Annotated in this window: 25 protein-coding genes; 19 read left to right on the forward strand and 6 right to left on the reverse strand. The window is 70.0% G+C overall.

Going from position 1 to position 23,699, the window contains the following annotated elements; all coding sequences use genetic code 11:
• Positions 1-3 precede the first annotated feature (3 nt).
• Positions 4-1,110 (forward strand): 3-dehydroquinate synthase, encoded by a 1,107-nt coding sequence (gene aroB, locus DFJ64_RS18520; protein WP_115851582.1) that lies wholly within the window; start codon positions 4-6, stop codon positions 1,108-1,110.
• Between the two features lie 21 nt (positions 1,111-1,131).
• On the opposite strand, the gene DFJ64_RS18525 is transcribed toward aroB, so the two are convergent.
• Together DFJ64_RS18525 and DFJ64_RS18530 are read right to left on the reverse strand one after the other, a co-directional pair.
• Positions 1,132-1,392 carry a Prokaryotic metallothionein gene (locus DFJ64_RS18525; protein WP_115851583.1) on the reverse strand — a complete coding sequence of 87 codons (261 nt, stop codon included), beginning with the start codon at positions 1,390-1,392 and terminating at the stop codon, positions 1,132-1,134.
• A gap of 256 nt (positions 1,393-1,648) precedes the next feature.
• Positions 1,649-2,131 (reverse strand): hypothetical protein, encoded by a 483-nt coding sequence (locus DFJ64_RS18530; RefSeq protein WP_115851584.1) that lies wholly within the window; start codon positions 2,129-2,131, stop codon positions 1,649-1,651.
• 117 nt (positions 2,132-2,248) lie between these two features.
• Between DFJ64_RS18530 and DFJ64_RS18535 the strand changes: the two genes are divergently transcribed.
• The 7 genes from DFJ64_RS18535 (at position 2,249) to DFJ64_RS18565 (ending at position 8,491) form a co-directional block, all read left to right on the forward strand.
• Positions 2,249-3,334 (forward strand): M24 family metallopeptidase, encoded by a 1,086-nt coding sequence (locus DFJ64_RS18535; RefSeq protein ID WP_115851585.1) that lies wholly within the window; start codon positions 2,249-2,251, stop codon positions 3,332-3,334.
• 93 nt (positions 3,335-3,427) lie between these two features.
• Entirely contained in the window at positions 3,428-3,985 is a 558-nt protein-coding gene (efp, locus tag DFJ64_RS18540) for an elongation factor P (protein ID WP_115851586.1), read from the forward strand.
• Positions 3,986-3,987: 2 nt separating this feature from the next.
• Entirely contained in the window at positions 3,988-4,398 is a 411-nt protein-coding gene (gene nusB, locus DFJ64_RS18545; protein ID WP_115851587.1) for a transcription antitermination factor NusB, read from the forward strand.
• 449 nt (positions 4,399-4,847) lie between these two features.
• A complete protein-coding gene (locus tag DFJ64_RS18550; RefSeq protein ID WP_211310670.1) occupies positions 4,848-5,495 on the forward strand; it encodes an ABC transporter permease in 648 nt (215 codons plus the stop codon).
• Positions 5,488-6,714, forward strand: coding sequence for an ABC transporter ATP-binding protein (locus DFJ64_RS18555; protein ID WP_115851588.1), 1,227 nt, complete (start codon positions 5,488-5,490; stop codon positions 6,712-6,714). Before DFJ64_RS18550 ends, DFJ64_RS18555 begins: the two co-directional genes overlap by 8 nt.
• Positions 6,711-7,493 (forward strand): ABC transporter permease, encoded by a 783-nt coding sequence (locus tag DFJ64_RS18560; RefSeq protein WP_115851589.1) that lies wholly within the window; start codon positions 6,711-6,713, stop codon positions 7,491-7,493. The genes DFJ64_RS18555 and DFJ64_RS18560 overlap by 4 nt, the downstream gene beginning before the upstream one ends.
• A gap of 14 nt (positions 7,494-7,507) precedes the next feature.
• Positions 7,508-8,491, forward strand: a complete 984-nt coding sequence (locus tag DFJ64_RS18565) for a glycine betaine ABC transporter substrate-binding protein (protein ID WP_115851590.1) — start codon at positions 7,508-7,510, stop codon at positions 8,489-8,491.
• A 69-nt stretch (positions 8,492-8,560) separates the two neighbouring features.
• On the opposite strand, the gene bldD is transcribed toward DFJ64_RS18565, so the two are convergent.
• Entirely contained in the window at positions 8,561-9,064 is a 504-nt protein-coding gene (gene bldD / locus DFJ64_RS18570) for a transcriptional regulator BldD (protein WP_115851591.1), read from the reverse strand.
• A gap of 357 nt (positions 9,065-9,421) precedes the next feature.
• Here bldD and pyrR point away from each other — a divergent pair, with 357 nt between their 5' ends.
• The 7 genes from pyrR to cysQ are packed head-to-tail and all read left to right on the forward strand — an operon-like array spanning position 9,422 to position 18,557.
• Positions 9,422-10,027, forward strand: a complete 606-nt coding sequence (gene pyrR, locus DFJ64_RS18575; RefSeq protein ID WP_115851592.1) for a bifunctional pyr operon transcriptional regulator/uracil phosphoribosyltransferase PyrR — start codon at positions 9,422-9,424, stop codon at positions 10,025-10,027.
• Complete coding sequence (locus DFJ64_RS18580; protein WP_115851593.1) at positions 10,024-11,007, forward strand: aspartate carbamoyltransferase catalytic subunit; 984 nt, start codon at positions 10,024-10,026, stop codon at positions 11,005-11,007. Before pyrR ends, DFJ64_RS18580 begins: the two co-directional genes overlap by 4 nt.
• Positions 11,004-12,290: a dihydroorotase gene (locus DFJ64_RS18585; protein ID WP_115851594.1), complete on the forward strand. Its 1,287-nt coding sequence runs from the start codon at positions 11,004-11,006 to the stop codon at positions 12,288-12,290. Before DFJ64_RS18580 ends, DFJ64_RS18585 begins: the two co-directional genes overlap by 4 nt.
• Before the next feature lie 23 nt (positions 12,291-12,313).
• Entirely contained in the window at positions 12,314-13,498 is a 1,185-nt protein-coding gene (gene carA / locus DFJ64_RS18590) for a glutamine-hydrolyzing carbamoyl-phosphate synthase small subunit (RefSeq protein WP_211310671.1), read from the forward strand.
• Between the two features lies 1 nt (position 13,499).
• Positions 13,500-16,898: a carbamoyl-phosphate synthase large subunit gene (gene carB / locus DFJ64_RS18595; protein ID WP_115851595.1), complete on the forward strand. Its 3,399-nt coding sequence runs from the start codon at positions 13,500-13,502 to the stop codon at positions 16,896-16,898.
• Complete coding sequence (gene pyrF / locus DFJ64_RS18600; protein WP_245941229.1) at positions 16,895-17,758, forward strand: orotidine-5'-phosphate decarboxylase; 864 nt, start codon at positions 16,895-16,897, stop codon at positions 17,756-17,758. The genes carB and pyrF overlap by 4 nt, the downstream gene beginning before the upstream one ends.
• A gap of 13 nt (positions 17,759-17,771) precedes the next feature.
• Positions 17,772-18,557, forward strand: a complete 786-nt coding sequence (gene cysQ / locus DFJ64_RS18605; RefSeq protein WP_115852238.1) for a 3'(2'),5'-bisphosphate nucleotidase CysQ — start codon at positions 17,772-17,774, stop codon at positions 18,555-18,557.
• Between the two features lie 140 nt (positions 18,558-18,697).
• Here the strand turns inward: cysQ and DFJ64_RS18610 are convergent, their stop codons facing one another.
• The 3 genes from DFJ64_RS18610 to DFJ64_RS18620 form a co-directional block, all read right to left on the reverse strand.
• Entirely contained in the window at positions 18,698-19,102 is a 405-nt protein-coding gene (locus DFJ64_RS18610) for a PaaI family thioesterase (RefSeq protein WP_115851596.1), read from the reverse strand.
• Entirely contained in the window at positions 19,099-20,319 is a 1,221-nt protein-coding gene (locus DFJ64_RS18615) for an MFS transporter (RefSeq protein WP_115851597.1), read from the reverse strand. Before DFJ64_RS18615 ends, DFJ64_RS18610 begins: the two co-directional genes overlap by 4 nt.
• Positions 20,320-20,400: 81 nt before the next feature.
• Positions 20,401-20,847 carry an Rrf2 family transcriptional regulator gene (locus DFJ64_RS18620; protein WP_115851598.1) on the reverse strand — a complete coding sequence of 149 codons (447 nt, stop codon included), beginning with the start codon at positions 20,845-20,847 and terminating at the stop codon, positions 20,401-20,403.
• 253 nt (positions 20,848-21,100) lie between these two features.
• Here DFJ64_RS18620 and mihF point away from each other — a divergent pair, with 253 nt between their 5' ends.
• From mihF to coaBC, 4 genes are read left to right on the forward strand one after another with little or no spacing between them, the layout of a single operon-like run.
• Positions 21,101-21,421, forward strand: a complete 321-nt coding sequence (mihF, locus tag DFJ64_RS18625) for an integration host factor, actinobacterial type (RefSeq protein WP_115851599.1) — start codon at positions 21,101-21,103, stop codon at positions 21,419-21,421.
• Positions 21,422-21,425: 4 nt separating this feature from the next.
• Positions 21,426-22,013, forward strand: a complete 588-nt coding sequence (gene gmk / locus DFJ64_RS18630) for a guanylate kinase (RefSeq protein WP_245941231.1) — start codon at positions 21,426-21,428, stop codon at positions 22,011-22,013.
• Positions 22,014-22,034: 21 nt separating this feature from the next.
• Positions 22,035-22,343 carry a DNA-directed RNA polymerase subunit omega gene (gene rpoZ / locus DFJ64_RS18635; RefSeq protein WP_211310672.1) on the forward strand — a complete coding sequence of 103 codons (309 nt, stop codon included), beginning with the start codon at positions 22,035-22,037 and terminating at the stop codon, positions 22,341-22,343.
• Positions 22,344-22,370: 27 nt separating this feature from the next.
• Positions 22,371-23,609 carry a bifunctional phosphopantothenoylcysteine decarboxylase/phosphopantothenate--cysteine ligase CoaBC gene (coaBC, locus tag DFJ64_RS18640; RefSeq protein WP_115851601.1) on the forward strand — a complete coding sequence of 413 codons (1,239 nt, stop codon included), beginning with the start codon at positions 22,371-22,373 and terminating at the stop codon, positions 23,607-23,609.
• Positions 23,610-23,699: the final 90 nt, after the last annotated feature.

The raw sequence follows: 23,699 nt of genomic DNA on the forward strand, positions 1-23,699 counted from the left end.
GCGATGCAGGGCACGGACTCGAGCGCGCCAACCCGGATTCGGGTCGCGACCGCGCGGCCGTACGACGTGGTTGTCGGGACAGGGGTGCTCACCGAGCTCCCGGCCTTGCTCGATGCGGGCACGCGCCGGGTCGCGGTGATCCATCCGCAGACGGTCGGCAGCACGGCCGAGGCCATCCGAGCCGACCTCGCCGCTCGTGGCTTGGACGCCCGCTTGTTGACGGTGCCGGACGCTGAAGCGGCGAAGACCGTCGAGGTCGCGTCCCGATGCTGGTCCGCGCTGGGCCAGTGGGGCTTCACCCGCTCCGACGCGGTCGTCGGCGTCGGGGGTGGAGCGACCACGGACTTGGCGGGGTTCGTCGCCGCGACCTGGTTGCGCGGCGTCCAGGTCATCCAGGTGCCGACCACGCTCGCCGGGATGGTGGACGCGGCGGTCGGCGGCAAGACGGCCATCAACACCGCCGAGGGCAAGAACCTCGTGGGCGCGTTCCACGAGCCGGCGGGTGTGCTGTGCGACCTGGCGACCTTGGCCACGCTGGCCGAGGACGACTACGTCAGTGGGCTCGCGGAGGTCGTCAAGTGCGGGTTCATCGCCGATCCCGAGCTCCTCGACATGATCGAGGCGGATCCGACGGCGGCCCGCAAGCCGGACGGTCCGCTCACCGCCTCGATGGTCGAGCGCTCCGTCCGGGTGAAGGCGGCGGTGGTCGCGGACGATCTCACCGAGAGCGTCGGATCGAGCGGGGTCCTGGGCCGGGAGGTCCTCAACTACGGTCACACCTTTGGCCACGCCGTCGAACGCGCCGAGCACTACCGGTGGCGCCACGGTGCCGCGGTGTCCGTCGGCCTGGTCTACGTTGCCGAGCTCGCCCGGCTGGCGGGCCGGCTCGACGCCGAGACAGCCGATCGCCACCGCCGGATCCTCGCGGCGCTGGGGCTTCCGACGTCGTATCGGGGAGACTGGGCCACTCTGCTCGCCGCGATGCGGGTCGACAAGAAGGCACGAGGGGACCGGGTGCGCTTCGTCGTTCTCGACGGCCTCGCCAAGCCGGCGATCTTGGACGCTCCCGATCCCGCGTTGATGCGCGCGGCGTACGAAGCGCTCGGCTGAGCTCGGCGCCCTCCGGGGCCGTCACCTAGGGTGCGCACCGACGGTGTCGCGGATCTCCTCGCCGCGTGCCACTCCAGACGAGCGGGCGCAGTGCGCGCAGCAGAAGAAGCGCCCTTCCACCTCGACTCCGTGACCGATGATGCGGCAGTTGCAGTGTTCGCAGATCGGCGCCATCGAGGTGATCGCACACTCGAAGGAGTCAAACGTGTGCGTCGCACCGCTGGCGGTGCGCACCTCGAACGCCCCCCAGTAGTCATTGCCGCAGACCTCGCAGACCGCCATGAGGAATCCCTCTTCTCTCCTCGCGCGGGTCGACCGGGGCGGCGGGCCGCGGACGCCGGCCCATCCGCCGCTCTTCGAACATGCCCGTCGCGGTCACCGCGCACACGGGCGACAGGTCCTGCGTGCCGGTCGTCGGTCCGCTCGAGGGGAGACTCGACCGGGGAGAAGGGGATCGCGGGTCACGGGATGGTGGGGACATGCGGCGCGGAACGTCGCCTTCTTGGCGGGTGTGACCCGGCGGTCCGCGTCACCAGGCTCAGGTGAGCGTGCGAACGAACGTCTCGGCCTCGGCCAGACCCATGCCGGTCTCGGCTCGGACCAGCTTGATCGCCTCGACCTCACGGCCTTGGTTCCGCAAGGCCCGCACCCGGTCGGCGAGGTCGGCAGGCCGCTTCTGCGGCGTTGGCGTGATGTCGACGGCATCGCCGCGGATCACGACGGCAGGCGGTCGGTGCCCACGCTGCATCGCCTCGACCAGCGCCTTGGCATCGGGCAGCCGCAACCCGGTGGCGTTCATGATCTCCTTGACCGCCTGGATCTTCTTGTTCCGGCTGAGCAAGGACATCACGGCGGCGACCACCATCGGGTCGACCGGCTGGGCGAGAAGGTCCTGCCGCGTGGCGCCCGACGGCCCGGTCACCCCGGGCACGTCCGGCCGTTCGAAGAGGCGGGTGCGGCGCACCAGCATCACGCCGACGATCACCAGCCCGATGAGGAGGACGAGCAGGACGTCGTTCACGCCAGGATGCTAGCTTTCGCCGGGCCCCCTGGCACCTGCGCGCGTCCGGGGACGGCCCGCACCACCTGCCGCTGAATCGACTTGCGGTACCGCGGGCTGGCGCGGTTGGGTGGAGGAATGCCCGAGATCCACGTGACTCGCCGCGACCGACTCCGTGCCCTGCTCGCGGCCCGAGACGTCCCCGCGGCGCTCATCAGCCGCCTGGTCAACGTCCGCTACTTGTCCGGTTTCTCCGGGTCCAATGCCGCCCTCCTGGTGACCGCGGAAGGCGATGCGGTCCTCGCCACCGACGGGCGCTACGCCGACCAGGCCTCCGCCGAGTGTCCCGACGTGGAGCGACTCATCGACCGACGACTGCTGTCGGTTCTGGTGCGCCGGGCGAGGGAACGCGGGATCCGACGGCTGGGCGTCGAGACCCACGCCCTCACCGTCGACGCGCTCGCGGCGATCCGCTCCGACCACCCCGACCTCGAGACACCTTCGCTGAACCGCGCGGTCGAGGGCTTGCGCGTGGAGAAGGACGACACCGAACTGGACCTGATCCGGACGGCTTGCGCGATGTCGTGCCGGGCCTTGGAGGGGTTGCTGGGCGGCCGGTTGCTCGGCCGGACGGAGCGTGAGATCGCCCGAGACCTCGAGGCGCGGATGTACGCCGAAGGGGCGGAGGGGATCGCTTTCCCGACCATCGTCGCGGCCGGGGAGCATGCCGCCATTCCGCACCACCAGCCCACGGAGAGGCCCGTCGCCGCGGGTGACTTCCTCACCATCGACTTCGGCGCTCGCCACGCTGGCTACCACGCCGACTGCACACGGACGTTCGTCGTCGGCGCCCCGCCCGCGGAGTGGCAGCGAGAGATCTACGACATCGTGCGCGAGGCCCAGCGAGCCGGACGGGAGGCCCTCGCACCCGGCGTCGAGCTGAGGGACGTCGACGCCGCCGCCAGGACGGTCATCGCGAACTCCGGGTTCGCCGAGCGGTTCCCGCACGGACTCGGCCATGGCGTGGGGCTTGAGATCCACGAGGACCCGTTCTTCGGCCCGACCAGCGACGGTAAACTAGGCGATCGCGCCCCTGTCACCGTCGAGCCCGGGATCTACCTCTCCGGACGAGGCGGGGTCCGGATCGAGGACACCCTGATCGTTCGCGACGGCGGGGTGGAGTTGCTTACCCCCACCACCAAGGAGCTCCTTGTCGTCGACTGACGATCAGACGAGTGACCGCGGCGCGCGTCGCGGACATGCGGCGAGACCACCCTGCACAGGATCGGGTTCCCTCGAGAAGGCGAGTAGACAGCAGTGGCGACCACGAACGACCTCAAGAACGGCATGGTGCTCAATCTGGACGGGCAGCTCTGGAGCGTCGTGTGGTTCCAGCACCACAAGCCCGGCAAGGGTGGCGCCGTCGTCCGCACCAAGCTGAAGAACGTCCTGTCGGGCAAGGTGGTCGACAAGACCTTCAACGCCGACGTCAAGGTCGACGTCGCGACCGTCGACCGGCGCCAGATGACGTACCTGTACAACGACGGTCAGTCCTACGTCTTCATGGACGCCACCACCTACGACCAGCTGCCCGTGCCGCCTGAGGTGGTGGGCGACGCGGCGAACTTCATGCTGGAGAACCAAGAGGTGACGGTGGCCATGCACGAGGGGACGCCGCTGTACGTCGAGCTGCCGGCGTCGGTGGAGCTGACCATCGAGTACACCGAGCCCGGCCTGCAAGGTGACCGCTCGACCAGCGGTACCAAGCCGGCGCGCCTGGAGACCGGCTACGAGATCCAGGTGCCGCTGTTCATCACGACGGGCGAGAAGGTCAAGGTCGACACGCGTACTGGCGAGTACCTCGGGCGGGTGTAGCCGTGCCGGCTCGCTCCAAGGCCCGGAAACGGGCGCTCGACATCCTGTATGAGTCGGAGCTGCGCGGTCGACCTCGGTTGACGACCCTGGCCGAACGCGTGGCGGCCGCGGATCCTCCGGTCAACCCCTACACGGTGCGTCTGGTGGAGGGCGTCGAGGAGCACGCGGAGCGCATCGACGAGCTGTTGGACACCTACTCGCAGGGGTGGAGCCTGGAGCGGATGGCTCCAGTCGACCGCAACATCCTCCGGATCGGGGCGTTCGAGCTCCTCTACGCCGACGACGTGCCTGACCCGGTTGCCATCAGCGAGGCGGTCCGGCTGGCCCGACAGCTCGGCGGGGAGGAGTCGCCGACGTTCGTCAACGGCCTGCTCGCCCGCCTGAAGGAGCTCAAGCCCACGCTGCTGGCATAGCTCGGACCGGCCTCAGGTCGGTCTTGTGGTCGTCCGGTCCTGCGCTGGTCCGGTGCTGCCACTCATCCAGGGGTCCGCGTCGGTCCCAGGGCACCGTGACCTGTGCTCGGTTTCCGTCCGGGTGCTCTGGAGGACTGGCCTGATGCGGACACCGGGCCCCACGTCCCACGCTCCACCGTGAGCACTCGGTGGCGGACTCCTTCCCTTCTGCCCACTCCCTTCTGCCCAGGACAGACGCGTTGCGGACCATGGTCTGCGGGGTACTCATCGCCTCGGGGTAAGGCGTTCCGACTCCGGCGGGACTGTTCGTACCGGTTGTCCTTTTTGTCGATCTTCGGTAGGAAAGGTCCGACCGCGGCCGCGCCCACGGGGGTGCCGCCGCGCGCACGCTCGACGCCGCCGTGACAGGTGTCGCTGACGACGCCCCGCGATCACGGGAGGAGCGCTGGATGAGCCTGTGGGAGTTTCTCGTCGATCGTCGCGAGATCGTGATCTTCCAAGGCTTCCAGCACGCGTCCATGGTGGCGCAGTGCGTCCTCGTGGCGACCGTCCTCGCCGTCGCTCTCGCGATCGCCGTGCACCGAAAGCCCCGGGCGGTCGGCCTGGCGACGGCGGCGACCGCCGTGGGACTGACCATTCCCTCCTTCGCCCTGCTGGGCTTCCTCATCGCGCCCTTGGGCATTGGCGTCGCTCCCGCCGTGGTCGCCCTCGTCTTCTACGCAACCCTGCCGATCCTCAGGAACGCGGTCGTGGGATTGGCCAGCGTCGACTCCACGATCGTCGACGCGGCGCGCGGCATGGGCATGAGCTGGGCTCACACCGTGCTTCGGATCGAGCTGCCCTTGGCCTGGCCGGTGATCCTGGCGGGGATTCGGGTCTCCACCCAGATGGTCATGGGCATCGGCGCGATCGCCGCCTATGTGTCGGGTCCGGGTCTGGGGGGACTCATCTTCAGCGGCCTGGCCCGTCTTGGAGGCGCGAACGCTGTCAATTCCGCCTTGGCGGGAACCCTCGGTGTGGTCGTGCTCGCCCTGATCTTCGACGCCGTGCTCGTGCTCATCGGCAAGCTCACTGTCCCGAGGGGGATCCGTGCCTGACCCGACGTCCGCACCTTTCGACGGCAGCCGCGCCGACGGAGAGGTCAGCGGCGTGCCGATCGACCTGGAAGCGCTCACCAAGCGCTATCCGGGCCAGCGGGTCCCGGCGGTGGAGAACGTCACGATGCACATCCCCGCCGGCGAGATCGTCGTGCTGGTCGGACCGTCAGGCTGTGGGAAGACGACCACGATGAAGATGATCAACCGGCTCATCGAGCCCACGAGTGGTCGCGTCCTCCTTGGCGGCGAAGACGTCGCCCGGCGAGACCCGGACGAGCTGCGGCGAGGGATCGGTTACGTCATCCAGACTGGTGGCCTGTTCCCGCACATGACCGTCGCGCAGAACATCGGCGTCGTGCCCGGCTTGCTCAAGTGGAGCCGGTCCAGGATCAGGGAGCGGGTCGACGAGCTGTTGGAGATGGTGGGCCTCGAGCCCGCCGCCTACCGTGACCGCTACCCGCGCGAGCTGTCGGGTGGACAGCAGCAGCGGGTGGGCGTAGCGCGCGCCTTGGCGGCGGATCCGCCGGTGCTGCTGATGGACGAGCCGTTCGGCGCGCTCGATCCGATCACCCGGCAGCGGCTGCAGGACGAGCTGCTCCGACTCAACGACGAGCTCCGCAAGACGATCGTCTTCGTCACCCACGACTTCGACGAGGCGGTCAAGCTGGGCGACCGGATCGCGGTGCTCGCCGAGCGCTCGCGGATCGTCCAGTACGACACCCCGGAGGAGATCCTCGCCAATCCAGCCGACGACTTCGTCGCGAGCTTCGTCGGCGCCGGCGCCGCGCTGAAGCAGCTGACGATCACGCGGGTCGGCAGCGTCGAGCTCGACGAAGCGGTGACGGCCACGGTGGGGGAGGACCCGGCGACCGTGGCGCGGAGGCTGGATGAGGCCGGGCGGCGCCATTGCATCCTGCTCGACACGCGCGGCCGGCCGCTGCGGTGGGTCTCCTTGCGAGAGCTGCGGTCCGGGTCGGCGGCGCTCGCCTCGGCCGACCGTGACCCCTCTCTCGAGGTGGTGACCCTCCAGTCCACGCTCAACGACGCCCTCGACACCATGCTCACCTCGAGCCACGGCGTCGTCATCGTCACCGGCCGGCGTGACGTCTACCAGGGCGTGATCCGGGTCGAGACGATCATGAACGCCATCCACTCCATGCGGTCCTCCGCGGAGTCGTCGGCATCGTCGACGGAGCAGTCCGGAGGGAGCGCGCCATGACCGCCACGGGGGCGAACCCGGACGCTCCGGCCCTCGAGGAGTCTCGAACCGGACGCGAGACGTCGGTGTGGCGGTGGGTGGGGCAACCCGTCGCCGTGCTGATCATGGTCGCCGCCTGCCTCGGCTACGTCGCCATCGCCGACCTCGACGCGGTGGCGGCACGACAGCTCACCTGGAGCGCGCTGGCCACCCGGACCTGGGAGCACATCCGGCTGACCTTCGTCGCGACGCTGGTCGTGCTCGCCATCGCCCTACCTTGTGGCGTCCTGCTGACCCGGCAACGCACGAAAGCCGCGGCGCCTCTCGTCACGATCGCGGCCAACGTCGGTCAGGCCGCGCCGGCCATCGGCTTGCTCGTGCTGCTGGCGTTGTGGCTCGGCCTCGGCTTCCGCACCAGCGTGATCGCCCTGTCGGCGTACGCCGTACTACCGGTGCTGCGGAACACCATCGCCGGTATCCGGGGAGTCGACCCGCGCCTCGTCGAGGCAGGACGCGGGATGGGGATGTCGGCGACGTCCGTGCTGTTCCGGATCGAGCTGGTGCTCGCGCTTCCCGTGATCCTGGCCGGCGTCCGAGTGGCGCTCATCCTGCTCGTGGGCACCGCCACGCTCGCGACCTTCATCGACGGCGGCGGGCTGGGATTGCTGATCACCACCGGCATCAAGCTGCAACGCACCAGCGTGCTCGTGGTGGGCGCGATCCTGGTCGCCGCGCTCGCGCTGCTCATCGACTGGCTCGGTCGAGTCGTGGAGGAGCTGGCGCGCCCCAAGGGCGTGTGAAGGGAGGCTGACCGATGACACGCCGACGTCCTCGCCGGCAGGTGGTCGCCCTCGCCGCGGTCGTCGTCTCGTCGTTGCTGGCGACCGGTTGCGGCCTGAAGAGCGCCGAGCAGTTCACCCCAGCCGCCGAGCCCGGCTCGATCAAGCCGGTCCCCGAGCTCGAGGGCGTCCGGATCGTCGTGGGGTCGAAGGACTTCACCGAGCAGCTCATTCTGGGCAAGATGGCGGTCATCCTGCTCCGCGTCGCGGGAGCCGACGCCGTCGACCAGACGGGCATCGCCGGGAGCGTGGCGACCCGCCAAGCGCTGCTCAACGGCGAGATCGACGCCACCTGGGACTACACCGGCACGGCCTGGATCAGTTACCTGGGCCAGACCAAGCCCGTCCCGGGTCGCATGGCTCAGTGGAGAGCCGTGCGCCGAGCGGACGCCCGCAACGGCGTGGAGTGGTACCCGCCGGCGCCGCTCAACAACACCTACGCCTTCGCGGTCCGCGCCCAGACCGCACGACGCCTCGGGATCAGCGAACTGTCGGACCTCGCCGGGGTGCCTCGCGAGGAGCTGACGTTCTGCGTCGACTCCGAGTTCGCGAGCCGTGACGACGGTTTCGAGCCCATGCTCGACACCTATGGGGTGCCCCTCGATGACGTGGTCCCGCGGCGCAACGTGCGCATCATGGACGCGGGTGTGATCTACGACGCGACCGCCCGCGGCCGATGCACGTTCGGCGAGGTCTTCACCACCGACGGCCGGATCAAGGCGCTGAACCTTGTCGTCCTCGAGGACGACAAGGGGTTCTTCCCCAACTACAACGTCGCGTTCAATATTCGAAGCGACGTCGCGCGCCGCTACCCACAGATCCGGAAGGTGATCGAGCCGGTGAGCGCGGAACTGACCACCGAGGTCATGCAAGACCTCAACGCGAGGGTCGACGTCGATGGGGAAGACCCCGGGCTGGTGGCTCGCGACTGGCTCCGCAGCAAGGGGTTCGTTCGGTGACAAGCACGAGGTCGGGCGGCGTAGCGCCACCCGACCACGCGTCGTGCCGGTCGCCGCCGGAGGAAGGGCTCAGCTGTCTTCGTCGGAGACAGCCTCGGCGGCGTCGGGGTTGAGAACGCCCCAGGCCACCAACCGCTCGGCGAGGACGCTGGGCCGCTCGTCGTAGATGACGGCGAGGGTGCGCATGTCCTCCTTACGGATGGACAACACCTTGCCGTTGTAGTCCCCACGCTGGGCCTGGATCGTCGCGGCGTACCGCGCCAGCGGTGCCACCTCGACGCCCTCGAGCTGGCTGAGGCGCTCCAGGTCGAGCACGAGCTTGGGTGGCGGCTCCGCCGCGGCGCCGATGGGCCCGACGCCCGGCAGCAGCTCGGTGATAGGCACGCCGTAGAACTCCGCAAGCTCGGACAGCTTCTGCACGGTTACGGCTCGGTCTCCACGCTCGTAGGAGCCGACCACAACCGCCTTCCAGCGCCCCTTGGACTTCTGCTCGACCCCGTGAAGAGAGAGGCCCTGTTGCTGCCTGATGGCGCGGAGTTTCGCACCCAGGGCCTTGGCGTAGTCGCTCGGCATCCGTGCTCACTCATCCTTGGTCTACGAGGGACACGGAAACGCCGTGTCCGTGATGGTCACGGAGCGTGACGGTAACTCTGGGCCGACCTCGACGTCAAGCCGACGCGTCGGAAGGTGGTCCCTCGCCGTCGTCGCCGAACTGGGACGTTCTTCGCAGGGCGGGTCGAAAGCGCCGGGCGAGGTCAGCTACATCACAGTCTTCGGTTGCGCTCGGTGGTGCGCCGGTGGCACGACCTGGCGCAACGCTTCGTCAGCGCGCCGGCCGGTGTGAGACCGGGCCTGGCCGACTGCTACCGTCGACACCGGTTCGACGTCCTTTAAGACCCGTCCAGCGAGGCGGGAAAGGAGGTTCGGCAGGTGTCTCCTGCCCAGGGTTCGCGGCGGTCGCCGGCGCCAGCCCGCGCCACCGCCCGTCGCGACGGGCGAGCGGTCCTCGACGAGGCCGACATCGCCCGCGCACTCACACGCATCGCGCACGAGATCCTCGAACGCAACAAGGGCTCTCGCGACGTCGTCCTGCTCGGCATCCCCAGCCGTGGGGTGGAGCTGGCGCGCCGCATCGGCCAGCGCATCGCCGCCGTCGAAGAAGGCTTCGACTCGGTCGGAGCCTTGGACGTCACGATGTACCGCGACGACCTGCGGCTGCGTCCGGCGCGTGCGCTCGGCCAGACGACGATTCCCGAGCAGGGCGTGGACGGCAAGGTCGTCGTCCTCGTCGACGACGTGCTCTACTCCGGCAGGACCATCCGCGCGGCGCTCACGGCGTTGGACGACATCGGCCGACCGCGGGCGGTCCAGCTGGCGGTCCTCGTCGACCGCGGCCACCGGGAGCTGCCCATCCGGGCGGACTTCGTGGGCAAGAACCTCCCGACAGCCGCCGACGAGCGCGTCACCGTTCTGCTGCGCGAGTACGACGGCGACGAGGCGGTCCTCATCGCCAAGGACGAGGGAGGACGGCGATGAGGCACCTCCTCTCCGCGTCGGACCTGTCCCGCGACGAGGCGCTGCTGGTGCTCGACACCGCGGAACGTCTGCGCGAGCTCGCGGACCGACCCATCAAGAAGCTGCCGACGCTGCGTGGACGCACGGTCGTCAACCTGTTCTTCGAAGACTCCACTCGTACGCGGATCTCCTTCGAGGCGGCGGCCAAGCGGCTCTCCGCGGACGTGATCAACTTCTCCGCGCGGGGGTCGAGTGTGGCCAAGGGGGAGAGCCTGAAGGACACCGCCCTCACCTTGGAGGCGATGGGCGCCGACGCGGTGGTCGTCCGCCACAGCGCCAGCGGGGCGCCGCACCGGTTGGCGACGTCGGGATGGATTCGCAGCAGCGTCATCAACGCCGGTGACGGGACGCACGAGCATCCCACCCAGGCGCTGCTCGACGCGTTCACCATCCGCCGACACCTGGGCGGGCTGGAGGGTCGTCGAGTCACGATCGTCGGCGACATCCTCCACAGCCGGGTCGCCCGGTCCAACGTGCTCCTGCTGTCCACCCTCGGCGCCGAGGTGACCCTGGTCGCGCCACCCACGCTGCTGCCGGTCGGGGTCGAGCAGTGGTCCTGCGCGGTCTCGTACGACCTCGACGCGGTACTGCCCAAGAGCGACGTGGTGATGATGCTGCGCGTCCAGCGGGAGCGCATGCCGGCTGACTCCGAGGCGCGGGCGCGGGGGACCGCGTACTTCCCGAGCGCACGGGAGTACAGCCGTCGGTACGGGCTCAGCGGGGACCGATTGGCGGCGCTGCCCGACCACGCGATCGTCATGCACCCCGGCCCCATGAATCGGGGGATGGAGATCTCCGCCGACGTCGCCGACTCGCCGCGCTCGGTGGTGGTCGAGCAGGTCACCAATGGCGTCGCCGTCCGCATGGCTGTGCTCTACTTGCTGCTGGCCGGAGCGCGGCCGGCGAGCGACGAAGCCGAGCGAGGGGGAGAGCGCCCATGAACAGCTACCTTCTCCGTGGAGCCCGCCCGCTCGGCGGCGAGCCGGTCGACGTGCTCCTTCGCGATGGTCTGATCGCCGAGATGGGGACAGGCCTGTCGGCGCCCGGGGCGAGCGTCGTCGACGCTGACGGTCTCGTCCTCCTGCCGGGGCTGGTCGACTTGCACACCCACCTGCGGGAGCCTGGTCGGGAGGACGCGGAGACGGTCGAGACCGGCACGCGGGCTGCTGCGCTCGGCGGTTTCACCGCGGTCTTCGCGATGCCCAACACGGATCCGACCGCCGACACCGCGGGCGTGGTCGAGCAGGTCTACCGGCTCGGTCAGGAGGCCGGCCACTGCGACGTCCAGCCCATCGGGGCGGTCACCGTGGGGCGCGCCGGCACCCAGCTCGCCGAGCTCGGCGCGATGGCCGACTCCGCGGCCCGGGTGCGGGTGTTCAGCGACGATGGCGACTGCGTCTCCGACGCGGTCCTCATGCGGCGAGCGCTCGAGTACGTCAAGGCGTTCGATGGGGTGATCGCACAGCACGCCCAAGAGCCCCGGCTGACCGAGGGCGCCCAGATGAACGAGAGCGCCCTGTCCGGCAGACTCGGCCTGGCCGGCTGGCCGGCGGTCGCGGAGGAGGCGATCATCGCCCGCGATGTGCTGCTCGCCGCCCACGTGGGGTCGCGTGTACACATCTGCCACGTCTCTACCGCTGGCTCGGTCGACATCCTTCGGTGGGCGAAGAGCCGTGGCTATCCAGTCACGGCGGAGGTCACGCCCCACCACCTCCTGCTCACCGAGGAGCTCGTGACGGGCTACGACCCGATCTACAAGGTCAACCCGCCCTTGCGGTCCGCCGACGACGTCCGGGCGCTGCGTGAGGCGTTGGCTGACGGCACCATCGACTGCGTCGCCACCGACCACGCACCCCACCCGGTGGAGGACAAGGAGTGCGAGTGGCAGGCCGCCGCGATGGGCATGATCGGCCTCGAGACGGCCCTGCCCGTCGTGCAGCAGGCGATGGTTGACACCGGGCTCTTGGACTGGGCGGGCGTCGCCGAGCGGATGTCGATTCGCCCCGCGCGCATCGGACGGCTCGCCGGGCACGGCCAGCCTGTGGAGGTGGGCGCGCCGGCCAACCTCACCCTCTACGACCCGGCGGCGCCGTGGGTGGTCGATCCGGCTGAGCTGGCCAGTCGTTCCCGCAACACTCCGTTCGCCGGCACCACTCTGCCCGGTCGGGTGGTCGCGACGTTCCTGCGCGGTCGACCCACAGTCCTGGACGGGAAGCCACAGTGACCGCCGTCACGATAGGAGAACGTTTGTCGAAAAAGACCCCTGCGCTGCTCGTCCTGGAGGACGGCAGAGTCTTTCGAGGAGTGTCCTACGGCGCCGAGGGAGAGACCTTCGGCGAGGCGGTGTTCACCACCGGGATGACCGGCTACCAGGAGACCCTGACCGACCCGTCGTACCACCGCCAGATCGTCGTCCAGACGGCACCGCACATCGGCAACACCGGGATCAACGAGGAGGACCCGGAGTCCCGCAGGATCTGGGTCGCCGGCTACGTCGTCCGCGACCCAGCGCGCCGACCCTCCAGCTGGCGGGCCCGCCGCCACCTCGAAGACGCCCTCGTCGAGGCCGGCATCGTCGGCATCGCGGGCATCGACACCCGCGCGCTCACCCGGCACCTGCGGGAGCGTGGCGCGATGAGGGCCGGCATCTCCACCACGGAGACGAACCCGGACGCCCTGCTGGCCCGGGTACTCGCCTCCCCTCCGATGGAGGGCGCCGACCTGGCCGGTGAGGTGACGACACCGACGCCCTACGTCGTCCCGGCCCGCGGGGCCAAGCGCTTCACCGTCGCCGCGATCGACCTGGGTATGAAGGCGATGACCCCGCAGCGCCTGGCCGAGCGGGGGATCGAGACGCACGTCCTGCCGGCCACGGCGACCCTCGACGACATCCTCGCGATCGACCCCGACGGCGTCTTCATCTCCAACGGGCCGGGCGACCCTGCCGCCAGCCACCACCCGGTCGAGCTGGCCCGGGGCGCGCTGCGCGCCGGCCTGCCGTTGTTCGGTATCTGCTTCGGCAACCAGATCTTCGCCCGCGCGCTGGGCTTCGGCACCTACAAGCTGCGGTTCGGCCACCGCGGCATCAACCAGCCCGTGCGGGACCTGCGAACGCGCAAGGTGGAGATCACCACGCACAACCACGGCTTCGCCGTCGCCTGGCCCGGCCGCGATCCAGGCGACACCCGGATCCCCACGCGCGACGGCGCGGACAGCTACCCCGCCGTCGAGACCGAGTTCGGCGTGGCCGAGGTCAGTCACGTGTGCCTCAACGACGGCGTGATCGAAGGGCTACGGCTCCGTGGTCCGAGCGGCACCGAACGCGCCTTCTCGGTCCAGTACCACCCCGAGGCGGCCGCGGGGCCGCACGACGCGGCCTACCTGTTCGACCGGTTCGCCGACCTCATGACCGCGCACCGGGGAGGGAAGTGACATGCCCAGGCGTACCGACATCTCTTCGGTCCTGGTCATCGGCTCCGGTCCGATCGTCATCGGTCAGGCCTGCGAGTTCGACTACTCCGGCACCCAGGCCTGCCGGGTGCTGCGGGAGGAAGGGCTGCGCGTCGTCCTGGTGAACTCCAACCCGGCGACGATCATGACCGACCCGGAGTTCGCCGACGCGACCTACGTCGAGCCGATCACGCCCGAGCACGTCGAGAAGGTCATCGCCGCCGAGCGGCCCGACGCGCTGCTGGCCACGCTCGGCGGCCAGACCGCGCTCAACACCGCGGTCGCGCTGCACGAGTCCGGTGTCCTCGCCAAGTACGGCGTCGAGCTCATCGGCGCCTCGGTCGAGGCGATCCAGCGTGGGGAGAACCGAGAGTCGTTCAAGCGCGTCGTCGAGGAGGTCGGCGCGGAGGTGGCGCGCAGCCGCATCTGCCACTCCCTCGACGAGTGTCTCGCGGCTGCCGAGGAGCTGGCCTACCCCGTGGTGGTACGGCCGTCGTTCACGCTGGGTGGTACCGGCTCGGGCTTGGCGCACGACCCCGACGACCTCCGTCGGATCGCCGGAGCGGGCCTCCAGGCCAGCCCGACCAGCGAAGTGCTCCTGGAGGAGTCCGTCCTGGGCTGGAAGGAGTACGAGCTCGAGGTCATGCGGGACGGCGCCGACAACGTCGTCATCGTCTGCTCCATCGAGAACGTCGACCCGATGGGCGTCCACACCGGCGACTCGATCACGGTCGCACCCGCGATGACCCTGACCGACCGCGAGTACCAGCGGATGCGCGACATCGCCATCGGCATCATCCGCGCGGTCGGCGTGGACACCGGCGGGTGCAACATCCAGTTCGCGGTCAACCCGCGCGACGGCCGAATGATCGTGATCGAGATGAACCCCAGGGTCTCCCGCTCCAGCGCCCTGGCCTCGAAGGCCACGGGGTTCCCGATCGCGAAAATCGCCGCCAAGCTCGCCCTCGGCTACACCCTCGACGAGATTCCCAACGACATCACGCTCGAGACGCCGGCGTCCTTCGAGCCGACCCTCGACTACGTGGTGGTCAAGGTTCCTCGGTTCGCGTTCGAGAAGTTCCCGCAGGCGGACCCGACGCTCACCACGCACATGAAGAGCGTCGGGGAAGCGATGGCGATCGGCCGCAACTTCACCGAGGCGCTGCAGAAGGCGCTTCGCTCGCTGGAGAAGAGCTCGAGCCCGCTCTCTTGGTCTGGCGAGCCGCGCCCCAAGGACGAGCTGCTCGCCGCCATCCGGACCCCACACGACGGCCGGCTCGGCACGATCGTGGAGGCCATTCGCGCGGGCGCCACGCTGGAGGAGCTGGCCGAGGCGAGCCAGATCGACCCGTGGTTCCTGGACCAGCTCTTCCTCTTGCACGAGGTGGCGATGCAGGTGGCGTACGCGCCGGACCTCGACGCCGACCTGCTCCGGCTGGCCAAGCGCCACGGCTTCTCCGACCGACAGATCAGCGAGCTGCGCGAGTTGGGCGCACCACCCGGTCAGCTCGGCCGGAGCATGCGCGAGGACGTCGTTCGCGGCCTGCGGTGGGCGTTGGGGATTCGGCCGGTGTTCAAGACCGTCGACACCTGCGCGGCCGAGTTCGCCGCTCGCACGCCGTACCACTACTCGACCTACGACGAGGAGACCGAGGTCGCACCGCGTGAGAAGCCCGCGGTCATCATCCTCGGCGCCGGTCCCAACCGGATCGGCCAGGGCATCGAGTTCGACTACTCGTGCGTGCACGCCGCCATGGCGCTGCGCGAGGCCGGTTACGAGACCGTCATGGTCAACTGCAACCCCGAGACAGTCTCCACCGACTACGACACCAGTGACCGGCTGTACTTCGAGCCGCTCACGCTCGAGGACGTGTTGGAGATCGTCTACGCCGAGCAGCAAGCCGGCCCGGTCGCCGGCGTGGTCTGCCAGCTCGGCGGCCAGACGCCCCTCGGTCTCGCGCAGGGCCTCGCGGACGCTGGTGTCCCCATCGTGGGCACCAGCCCGTCGGCCATCCACCTCGCCGAGGATCGCGGCGCGTTCGGCCGGGTCCTGGAGGAGGCGGGTCTCCCAGCGCCCAAGCACGGCACGGCGACCTCGTTCGCCGAGGCCAAGCGGATCGCTGACGAGATCGGCTATCCGGTGCTCGTCCGGCCGTCGTACGTGCTCGGCGGTCGCGGTATGGAGATCGTCTACGACGACGCCGCACTGGAGTCCTACATCACCCGAGCCACCGAGATCTCCCCGGAGCATCCGGTGCTCGTCGACCGGTTCCTCGACGACGCGGTCGAGATCGACGTCGACGCCCTGTACGACGGCGAGGAGCTTTTCCTCGGCGGTGTCATGGAGCACATCGAGGAGGCCGGTATCCACTCCGGTGACTCCGCCTGCGTCCTGCCGCCGATCACCCTCGCCAAGGACCAGATCGAGCGGATCCGCCGCTCCACCGAGGCGATCGCCCGGGGCGTGGGCGTCCGTGGCTTGCTCAACGTGCAGTACGCCCTCGCTGGTGACGTGCTCTACGTCCTCGAAGCCAACCCGCGGGCCTCCCGGACGGTGCCGTTCGTCTCGAAGGCGACCGCGACACCGTTGGCGAAGGCAGCCGCCCGGGTGATGCTGGGCGCGACCATCGCCCAGCTGCGCGAAGAAGGGCTGCTGCCCGAGGGGGACGGCGGGGCTCTGCCGGCGAGCGCGCCGATCGCGGTCAAGGAGGCGGTCATGCCGTTCAACCGCTTCCGCACCGGCGACGGTCGTATCGTCGACACCCTGCTGGGCCCGGAGATGCGCTCCACGGGTGAGGTCATGGGGATCGACGCCGGCTTCGGCGTGGCCTTCGCCAAGTCGCAGGCGGGCGCGTACGGCGGTTCCCTGCCCACCAAGGGGCGGGTCTTCGTGTCGGTCGCCAACCGCGACAAGCGGCACATGATCTTCCCGGTGAAGCGGCTCGCCGACCTCGGGTTCGAGATCGTGGCGACCGAAGGGACGGCGGCGGTGCTGCAGCGGAACGGTGTGGTGGCGACGGTCGTCCGCAAAGCCAGCCAGGGTCCGGGTCCCAACGGGGAGCCGACCATCGTCCAGCGCATCTTGGCCGGTGAGGTCGACCTCATCGTCAACACGCCGCACGGCACCACCTCCGGTGGCAGTCCGCGCGTCGACGGGTACGAGATCCGCACGGCGGCGATCATGGCCAACATCCCGTGCATCACGACCGTCCAGGGACTGGCCGCCGCCGTCCAAGGCATCGAAGCGCTGCGCTCCGGCGAGGTCAGTGTCCGGTCGCTGCAGGACTGGGCGCGGCAGTTGCGCGCCGACCGTGGCCAGCGGGAACGGACGGACCGCGGGCGAGCGCGCGACGACCGACAGGACAAGGAGCGCTCCGCGTGATCACACCACCGCCGGTGTCGTTCGGGGTACGCTTCCGCGCCGCTGTGGACGCCCGAGGGCCGCTGTGCGCGGGCATCGACCCTCATCGCTCACTGCTCACCGCCTGGGGGCTGAGCGATGACGTGGCGGGACTGCGGCGCTTCGCGCTGACCGCGACGGAGGTCCTGGCGCCCATCGTGCCGGTGGTCAAGCCCCAGTCGGCGTTCTTCGAGCGTTTCGGCAGCAGGGGAGTGGCCGTCCTGGAGGAGGTGGTCACGACCGCCCGCGAGGCCGGTGCCCTGGTCCTCCTCGACGTCAAGCGCGGAGACATCGGCTCTACCGTCCAGGCGTACGCCGACGCCTATCTGGATCCGGCGTCGCCGTTGTGCGCCGACGCGGTGACCGCGAGCCCGTACCTGGGTTTCGGCTCCTTGCGCCCCATGCTGGACGTGGCGGCGACGTTCGGCCGCGGCGTCTTCGTGTTGGCGCTGACCTCGAACCCGGAGGGGGCGCAGGTCCAGCGAGCGCGAACAGCCGACGGTCGCACCGTGGCCGGGGCGATCCTCGACGAGATCGCCGCCGTCAACGCCGGTGCCTCCCCCTGCGGCTCCGTAGGGGCGGTGGTGGGCGCCACGGTCGGCGAGACAGGGGAGGACTTCACGCGAGTGAACGGTCCGCTCCTCGCACCGGGACTCGGTGCGCAAGGCGCTGGCCCGAAGGACCTCCGCCGCGTGTTCGGCGCGGCGCTCCACAACGTGCTTCCCGCGACGTCGCGCGCGTTGCTCGCGGCCGGGCCCTCGCGTCAGGCGTTGCGTGACGCGGCGGAACAACTCCGCGACGCTTTCGGCGCCGCTGTGGGGACGGCGGATGCGGGGCTCTGACACGATGGGCGAGATGCCGACGATCAGCGCGACCTTGGTCGACCGGGTCCGTGAGCTCGCGGAGCGAGCGGGAACGGCGATCCTGGAGGTCTACGGTCGCGACGACCCCGGCGCTCGGCGGAAGGCTGACCACACGCCGGTCACCGAGGCCGACCTGCGGGCCGAGGCGGTGATCCTGCGCGGGCTCGTCGACATCACCCCTGACATCCCGGTGGTGGCGGAGGAGAGCGTCGCGGCGGGTCGCGTGCCGACGCTCACCGGCCGGCCGTTCTGGCTGGTCGATCCGCTGGACGGGACGAAGGAGTTCCTGTCCCGCAATGGTGAGTTCACCGTCAACATCGCCCTCGTCGAGGACGGCACCCCCGTCCTCGGTGTCGTCCACGCTCCCGTCCTCGGGCTCACGTACGTGGGTGCGCCAGGTGGCGCTCTCCGCTATGCGGACGGCGAGGTCGCGCCCCTGGCGGTGGTGCCGGCACCGTCCGCTGGCTTCCGAGCGCTGGTGAGCCGCAGCCATCTCGACCAGCGCACGCAGGAATGGCTTGCCGGCATCTCCGTGTCGTCATTCGTCGCGGCCGGCAGCTCGCTGAAGTTCTGCCGAATCGCGGAAGGTGCCGCCGACGTCTACCCGCGGTTCGGGCGAACGATGGAGTGGGACACGGCCGCTGGGCACGCCGTCCTCGTGGCGGCGGGCGGCGCGGTCCGGCAGGCGACGGGCGAGCCGCTCTCGTACGGCAAGCCGGACTTCGCCAATCCGCCGTTCGTGGCGTACGGGCAGACGCCTCCGCCTGAGGCCCCGTGAGGGACTCCTCGGCCCGGTGGCCCAGCGACTCGTCGGCTTCTCGTCCTGTCACCTGTCGGTTTCGCGTCCCCGTCTCGCCCGCCGGCAGCGCCGACTCGCCACGATCCGCGCGGGTTGCCGCCGGCCGGGAGACGCCGCCCTCAGGTGTCTCGAAGCGGGACGTGGTGAAGCCGCACGGTGCCGCGGGCGACCGTCCGGTTCCCGGCCGTCAGGGTGACGTGCCACAACTGCTGGACGCGTCCTTGGTGGATCGGCTCGGCCACCACGTCGAGTCGGCCATGCGGCGCCGCCCGCAGGAAGTCGGTGTTGTTGTTGACGCCCACGGCGAACTGGTCACGGTCGAGCACGTGGGCCGAGGCCCCGACGCTCGCGGCGGTCTCGACGATGGCGGTGTAGACACCGCCGTGGACGACACCCCATGGGGTGTCGTGCTCGGGACCGAGCTCGGCGTAGCCGAGCACGCGGTGCCCGGTGACCTCGGTGAGCGTGAGACCGAGGGTCCGCAGGAAGGCGCCGGTGTTCTCGAGATCGGGGAGACTTCTCATCTCTCTCCTCGTGTCGTGTCGTCGGCGGGCAGAAGAGTTGGGTCGACGGTGGGCGCAGGCCGCGGAATCGTTCGGCGGGAGATGAGCCGATGGGCCGCCTCCGCGGTCACGAGGCCGAGCACGATCAGCACCGCTCCGACGACGCCCAGCCGGTAGGGACCGACGAGAGCGAGGCCGAGCTGCCCCGTGACGCCTGATGCGGAGACGGCGACGTACACAGTGGCCGAGGCGAGCCCGGACAGCAGTGGCGCCGCGGATGGCCTGACGGTGACGAGGCGGTGCGTTTGCGGGGCGAGCAGACCCCACCCGGTCAAGCCCCAGACGACCAGTGCTGCCATCGCGCCGGGGAGCGTGGCGCTCGTCCAGGGCAGGAGGAAGAAGTTCACGGCCGCCACGGCGATCGCTGTGTTGATCACCCGCCGGTTGCCGTAGCGGTCGACCAGGCCGCCTGAGACGAGGGTTCCCGCGGTCGAGGCGACGCCCCAGACGACGAGGAGCCCGGCGAGCACCGCACCGCTGCCGCCGGTCGCCCTGTCGAGGCTCTGGCTGATGAAGGAGTAGACCGTGTACAGGCCTGTGTAGACGAAGAGCGTCGTCGCCAAGGTGAGGCCGACCCGCCCGTCGGCGACCGGGGCGAGCCGAGTCACGAGCGGAACGGCGGGTGGTCTCGGCGTGGCGGGGAGAAGGACGACGATGCCGACGCCCGCGGCGATACCCAGGAGGGAGACGAACCCCATCGTCGCGCGCCAGTCTCCTGTGAGCGCGCCGACGAAGGTGCCGAGGGGCGCGCCGAGCGCGGTCGCGGCGGACAAGCCGCCCATCACTGTCGCGAGAGCCCGGCCGCGTGTCGCGTCGGTGGCGAGCGCGGCCGCGGTCGCGACGGCCGTGGGCGTGACGATCGCGCCACCGAGGCCGGCGAGGGCGCGCGCAGTCACCGCGAGGCCGACATCCTGCGCGGCCGCGGTCGCCATGTTGCCGATGACAAAGGCGGCGAACCCTGTCGCGAAGACCGTGCGCGTCGGCCAGCCGGCGGTCACGGTGGCCATCACCGGTGCCCCGACCGCGTAGGCGAAGGCGTAGGCGGTGATCAGCCATCCCGCTGTTCCGATGGGCACGCCCAATGCCGCGGCCGCCTCGGGGAGGACCCCAGCGACCACGAAGCTGTCGGTTCCGACGGCGAACGTGCCGAGCGCGAGAACGAGCAGTGATCGATACATCGAGGGCCTTTCGTAACCGAACCTGTTACGACAAATCCCGTGAGACCGCCCGGAGGTCGAGCCATCTCGATCAGGGCTGAATCAGCGGGAGGGATGGCGGCGGCGCACCGTCTCTCGCAGCACCTGCGCGATGGTGACCTCGGCCAGCGCGGCGGTCATCGCGTGCTCGGCGCGCTCATAGGCCGCGCGCAGGACGGGCGGGATACCGCGGCCAACGGGGCATTCCTGATTCGGGGTCGACGGGTGGAGGGCGAACACCGGCTCATCTTCGACCGCGTGGTACACGTCGCGCAGCGTGATCGACTCGGGAGGGCGGCTGAGCGTCCAGCCCGCGCCTTGTCCCCGCCGCGACTCGATCAGGCCCGCTGCCTTGAGTCGGGACAGGAGGCGGCGTACCACCACGGGGTTGGTGTTGACGCTTCGGGCGATCTGCTCCGACGTCACGATGCCGTCGGCGCGTTGCGGGCATACCAGCGCCATCCATGTCAGGGCATGGGTCGCCACCGTCAGTCGGCTGTTCGCGCTCATCCGACTTCTCCACTCGCCGGTCTTGTCGTAACTGAGATTATTACATCAACCGCGAACGCGCTCGGCGCCCCATCACCGCCCCGGCGGCGAACTGGTGAACCACGTTTGCTGTCAGGGGTCCCACCTGGGTAGGTTCGCCTTCATCGTGCAGACCAGGTCGTTCCTGATGTCCGGAACTCACCTGTGTCGATGCCGTGCACACACCAAGTACTGCTGCACCCAGACCCGACGTACAGCCTTGAGGTGACCATCCGTGCCGCTACCTCCCCTGACCCCCGAAGCTCGCCAGGCAGCACTGGAGAAGGCCGCACAGGCCCGTCGCGAGCGCGCCGAGGTGAAGAACCGTCTCAAGAACGCCGGCGCCTCGCTGAGCGAGGTCGTCGCTGAGGGACGCAACTCCAACGAAGTGATCGGCAAGATGCGGGTGATCGACCTGCTGTGCGCCATGCCCGGCGTCGGCAAGGTCCGGGCCCGCCAGATCATGGACCGGATCGGCATCTCCGAGACGCGCCGCGTGCGTGGACTCGGCGACAACCAAGTGGCGGCGTTGAAGCGTGAGTTCGGCGAAGCCTGAGGCCGTGTCCGACGGCCTGACGCGCCGCAGCGCCTCACGGCCGCTGGCCAGTCTGACCGTCCTGTCCGGGCCGTCGGGAGTGGGCAAGAGCACGGTCATTCAGGAGCTCCGCGCCCACCATTCGGACCTGTGGGTCTCGGTGTCGGCCACGACCCGGAAGCCGCGGCCCGGCGAGGTCCACGGCGTCCACTACTACTTCGTCGACGACGCCGAATTCGACGAGATGGTCGAACGCGGCGACCTGCTCGAATGGGCGGTCTTCGCCGGCAACAAGTACGGCACCCCCCGCGCGCCGGTCGAAGCCCGGCGCGCGGCGGGCGTGCCGGTCCTCCTGGAGATCGACCTGCAGGGTGCGCGGCAGATTCGGCGGAACTCCCCGGACGCGCGACTGGTGTTCCTGGCTCCTCCGAGTTGGGACGAGCTGGTCCGCCGACTCGTGGGGCGGGGCACCGAGGCACCGGAGGTGATCGAGCGACGGCTGGCGGCGGCTCGCGAGGAGCTCGCCGCGGAAGAGGAGTTCGACGTCACGCTCGTGAACACCGATGTCAAGACCGTGTGCCAGCAGTTGGTAGCCTTGACACGTTCATCCTGACCTTCGTTCGGAGGCTTGAGCGTGCCGGCCAACTCTCAGCCAGCTAGTCCCACCCAACCGGTGGCGGAGGGCATCACCTACCCGCCCATCGACGACCTGCTCCAGAAGACCGACTCCAAGTACAAGCTGGTCCTGTTCGCGGCGAAGCGTGCCCGCCAGATCAACGCGTACTACGCCCAGCTCGGCGAGGGTCTGCTGGAGTACGTCGGACCGCTCGTCGACACCCACGTCCAGGAGAAGCCGCTCTCGATCGCGCTGCGCGAGATCGACGCGGGTCTGCTGACGTGCGAGGACGCCGAGGAGGGCGACCAGCGGCCGGCGGCGTCCTGACGTCGCCTCCAGGTCGGAGTGTCCGTTATGCCAGCGGCGTCCCCAGCGAGGGTCGTGCTGGGCGTCACCGGCGGCATCGCGGCGTACAAGGCCTGCGTCCTGCTGCGGATGCTCGTCGAGTCCGGCCACAGCGTGCGCGTCGTGCCCACCGAGAGTGCCTTGCGTTTCGTGGGCGAGGCGACCTGGGCGGCACTCTCGGGCCAGCCCGTCCACACGCGGGTCTGGGATGACGTTCACGAGGTGCCGCACGTTCGCCTGGGCAAGGACGTTGACCTCGTCGTCGTGGCCCCGGCTACCGCCGACGTGTTGGCGAAGGCCGCCCACGGGCTGGCCGACGATCTCCTGACGTCCACCTTGCTGACCGCGCGGTGCCCTGTCGTCTTCGCGCCGGCGATGCACACCGAGATGTGGGAGCACCCAGCGACGCAGGAGAACGTCGCGACGCTGCGGCGCAGGGGAGCGCTCGTCCTGGAGCCCGCCGAGGGGCGGCTCACCGGCCCGGACACCGGAAAGGGTCGGCTCCCCGAGCCCGAGGAGATCTTCGACGTCTGCCAGGTTGCCCTGGCACGGGGCACGGAGGGCCTGCGCCGCGACCTCGTCGGCCGTCGCGTGGTGGTGAGCGCCGGAGGCACCCGGGAGTTCCTGGACCCGGTGCGCTTCCTCGGCAACCGCTCGTCCGGTCGGCAGGGCTACGCTCTCGCGCGCGCCGCGGCGTTGCGTGGCGCGCGTGTCACGCTCGTCGCGGCGAACACCACGCTTCCTGACCCGGCGGGCGTCGCCGTGACGCGGGTGGTGTCCACGCGTGAGATGCGTGACGCCGTTCTCGCCGAGGCGCAGGACGCCGACGCGGTCGTCATGGCCGCGGCGCCTGCCGATTTCCGCCCGGCGGACTACAGCGAGCACAAGATCAAGAAATCCGGTCAGGACACCGCACGCATCGTCGAGCTCGTCGAGAATCCCGACATCCTCGCGGAGCTGTCGAAGAACCGGCCCAGGCCCGATCTCGTCGTGGTCGGTTTCGCGGCGGAGACCGGAGACGCTCACGCCGGCGTGCTCGATCACGGCCGCGCCAAGCTCGCGGCCAAGGGCTGTGACCTGCTCGTCGTCAACGAGGTGGGCCCCGACAAGGGGTTCGAGTCGCCGGAGAACGAGGCCGTGATTCTGGGCGCGGACGGCTCGGAGACGGTCGTTCCTCGCGCCTCGAAGGACATCCTGGCCCACCGTGTCTGGGACCTCGTGGTCCGCACGTGGTCGACCACCGGGTGAGGCGGCTCCGCACGGGTAGCGAACGACCACGTTTCACGACGAAGCGAAAAGAACCACCCAAAGCGCTGTGTGTCCAATACGATGCCGCGG

Origin of the sequence: Thermasporomyces composti (genome assembly GCF_003386795.1) — a bacterium.
In the GTDB taxonomy this organism is placed as follows: domain Bacteria; phylum Actinomycetota; class Actinomycetes; order Propionibacteriales; family Actinopolymorphaceae; genus Thermasporomyces; species Thermasporomyces composti.